Here is a 2,392-nt window from a genome sequence, read left to right on the forward strand (position 1 = left end):
CGCGCCGCCGCGCCGCCTTTCATTCGGAAGACGAATTCCGGCTGCGCGAGCGTCTTGGCGAGCGCATCGAGGGCGATCCGGCATCGCACCCTGTCTGGCGCGATGAAATCGCCGCCTTGCGCTGCACCGAACGGCTTGTGCGCATCGCTAGGCAAGCGCGTGCCCGCATCCATGTCCTGCACATCTCGACGGCCGAGGAGATCTTGTTCCTCGAACAGCACAAGGATGTCGCGACCTGCGAGGCAACGCCGCATCATTTGACGCTGAGCGCCGACGACTATGGACGGCTTGGCACGCTGATCCAGATGAACCCGCCGGTGCGCCCCGCCCGCCATCGCGACGGCGTCTGGCACGGCATTGCGCAAGGCATTGTCGACGTGCTCGGCTCCGACCATGCGCCGCACACGCTGGCCGAGAAGGCCAAGCCGTATCCGGCCTCTCCGTCGGGAATGACCGGCGTGCAGACGCTGGTGCCGATCATGCTCGACCACGTCAATGCCGGCCGGCTAACCTTGCAGCGCTTCGTCGACCTGTCCAGTCATGGCCCGCAGCGGATCTTCGGCATGGCCAGGAAAGGCCGCATCGCCGCCGGCTATGACGCCGACTTCACCATCGTCGACATGATGCGGCGCGAGATGATCACCAATGCGCAGGCCGGCTCGAAAGCCGGCTGGACGCCTTATGATGGCAGGGAAGTGACGGGTTGGCCGGTCGGCACCGTCATTCGAGGCCGACGTGTCATGTGGGAGGGGGAAATCGTCACGCCAGGCCAGGGCAAAGCGGTGGAGTTTTCCGAGGCATTGCCCGTCTAGGCTCCCGGATCTCTGCAAGGGCAGAGGCAGAAAGCTCAATCCCCGGCGACGAAGAACGACCACTGTCCGGCAGGCGTGATGCCGACACGGTAGAAAATATAAGCGCCGAACTGCTTCATGTCGTTGAAATCGCCAGCGGTGACGATCTTGAACAGCTCGACCCGCTGCTTGGCGTCCAGCTTGTCCAGCGGCAGGGCGAAGAAATACGGCCACACATAGAGTTCTTGTGGCGTGCCGGCATCGAGGTGGACGTAGCCGGCATTAAGCACCTCCTCCAGGATGGCCAGAATCTCCTGACCGTCTGGGTCGCCGGAGAGGCCCTTGAGGAAGGCGATGGCGTCACCGTCTATGTCGGTCAGCGATATCTGTGTCATGCTCTCGCCCGTGCCGATCAACGGCCGCAGCTTTTCGATATCGCCGCCCTTGCAGGCTTCGACGATCAGATCGTGCATGCGCCGCACCGGTTCCGGCAGCTTGCCGAGATCGTAGACGACCTCGGGCACCGGCGTTTCCGGATCGACGCGCGGTCTGGTCACGCCGCCATCCGCCGGACTGTTCGGCTCGGCTTCGGCAGGAGCAGTCGGCTGGCTGGCCGGCGGCGGTGTTCCAACCGGGTTGGGCATCGGCACGGCGCTTCCGGGGGGCGACATGTCGTCGTCGGCCGGCGGCGTGACTGTCGGGGGGAGCTCTTCGCGCTTGATTTCGCTCAGTGCATACACGGGGCTGCTCGCGAGACACACAAGCAGGGGAATCGCGGCACAGCAAGCGGCGAAGGAGATGCGAAGGACCAAGCCACACGGCTTGCCTGACATCGAAAAACTCACTGCCCGTTTCTCCCTGCTTCCGGGCATGACGCCCGAGCGGCATGTTGCCGTCAAAGAACCGGACGTCGGTTCAGTGCCGCAGCCGTTCAGGTTCGAAGGCGCCAGCAATCACCTTTTCACGCATACGGTCGAGCAGGGCAAGGGCCGAGGTCTCGCCATTGGCACGCAACATCTCGCCGAAGGCTGTTTCGAGCGCTGCTTCGGCAATGATCTCGGGCTCTATCCCGGCGGAGAGACCTTCCGCCCAGGCCTCGCTGTGGCTTTCCACGGCGGTCAGGCGTTTTTCTTCCCTGACCAGCGCGTCGATGTCGTTGACACCATGTTCCATAAGCGAATGTCCACCCTTTCAAGCTGCGATCCGTCGATGTAGATCAGGCCTGATCTGTTCATTTCACACGCAGGGACAATTAAGTATTTGTAAATACGACATTTTTTTGATCGTCTTTTACAAAGCCCAATTGCCTTGTGCGAAGCTGCGTTCAGTCCGAGTCAAACTTAGCCGATTGGGGCGGCCTGCGGGGCGAAAACCTTCAGTTTGAGTTAATTCCGCTTTCGCGCTGTAAGGTTTCGTTAATACTGTTGCAGAAGTGCAACATGAGGATTGCACCAAGAAATCGCCTGGCACAAGCCGATATATCGGCTTGTGCCCGGCAATGATCCGGATAGTTGTTGATGAGCGAGTGCCTAGTTGCCGTAACGAGAGGCGATATCGCGAGACAGCGTCTCGCCTTCCTTCATGTAGCGGCTGATGGCTTC

At 61.3% G+C, this 2,392-nt stretch carries 3 protein-coding genes and 1 pseudogene; 1 reads left to right on the top strand and 3 read right to left on the bottom strand.

Going from position 1 to position 2,392, the window contains the following annotated elements:
* A partial coding sequence (locus EN984_RS31375; protein WP_127384210.1) for a dihydroorotase occupies positions 1-812 on the top strand: 812 nt, incomplete at its 5' end.
* A gap of 35 nt (positions 813-847) precedes the next feature.
* Here EN984_RS31375 and EN984_RS31380 read toward each other — a convergent pair.
* The 3 genes and pseudogenes from EN984_RS31380 to EN984_RS39555 form a co-directional block, all read right to left on the bottom strand.
* On the bottom strand, positions 848-1,636 hold the full coding sequence (locus tag EN984_RS31380; protein WP_164748946.1) for a hypothetical protein: 789 nt from the start codon (positions 1,634-1,636) through the stop codon (positions 848-850).
* A gap of 70 nt (positions 1,637-1,706) precedes the next feature.
* A complete protein-coding gene (locus EN984_RS31385; RefSeq protein WP_008874920.1) occupies positions 1,707-1,964 on the bottom strand; it encodes a hypothetical protein in 258 nt (85 codons plus the stop codon).
* 356 nt (positions 1,965-2,320) lie between these two features.
* Positions 2,321-2,392, bottom strand: a pseudogene (locus EN984_RS39555) (TIGR02301 family protein); the annotation flags it as partial.

Source organism: Mesorhizobium sp. M7A.F.Ca.CA.004.12.1.1, from assembly GCF_003997835.1.
Lineage (GTDB): Bacteria > Pseudomonadota > Alphaproteobacteria > Rhizobiales > Rhizobiaceae > Mesorhizobium.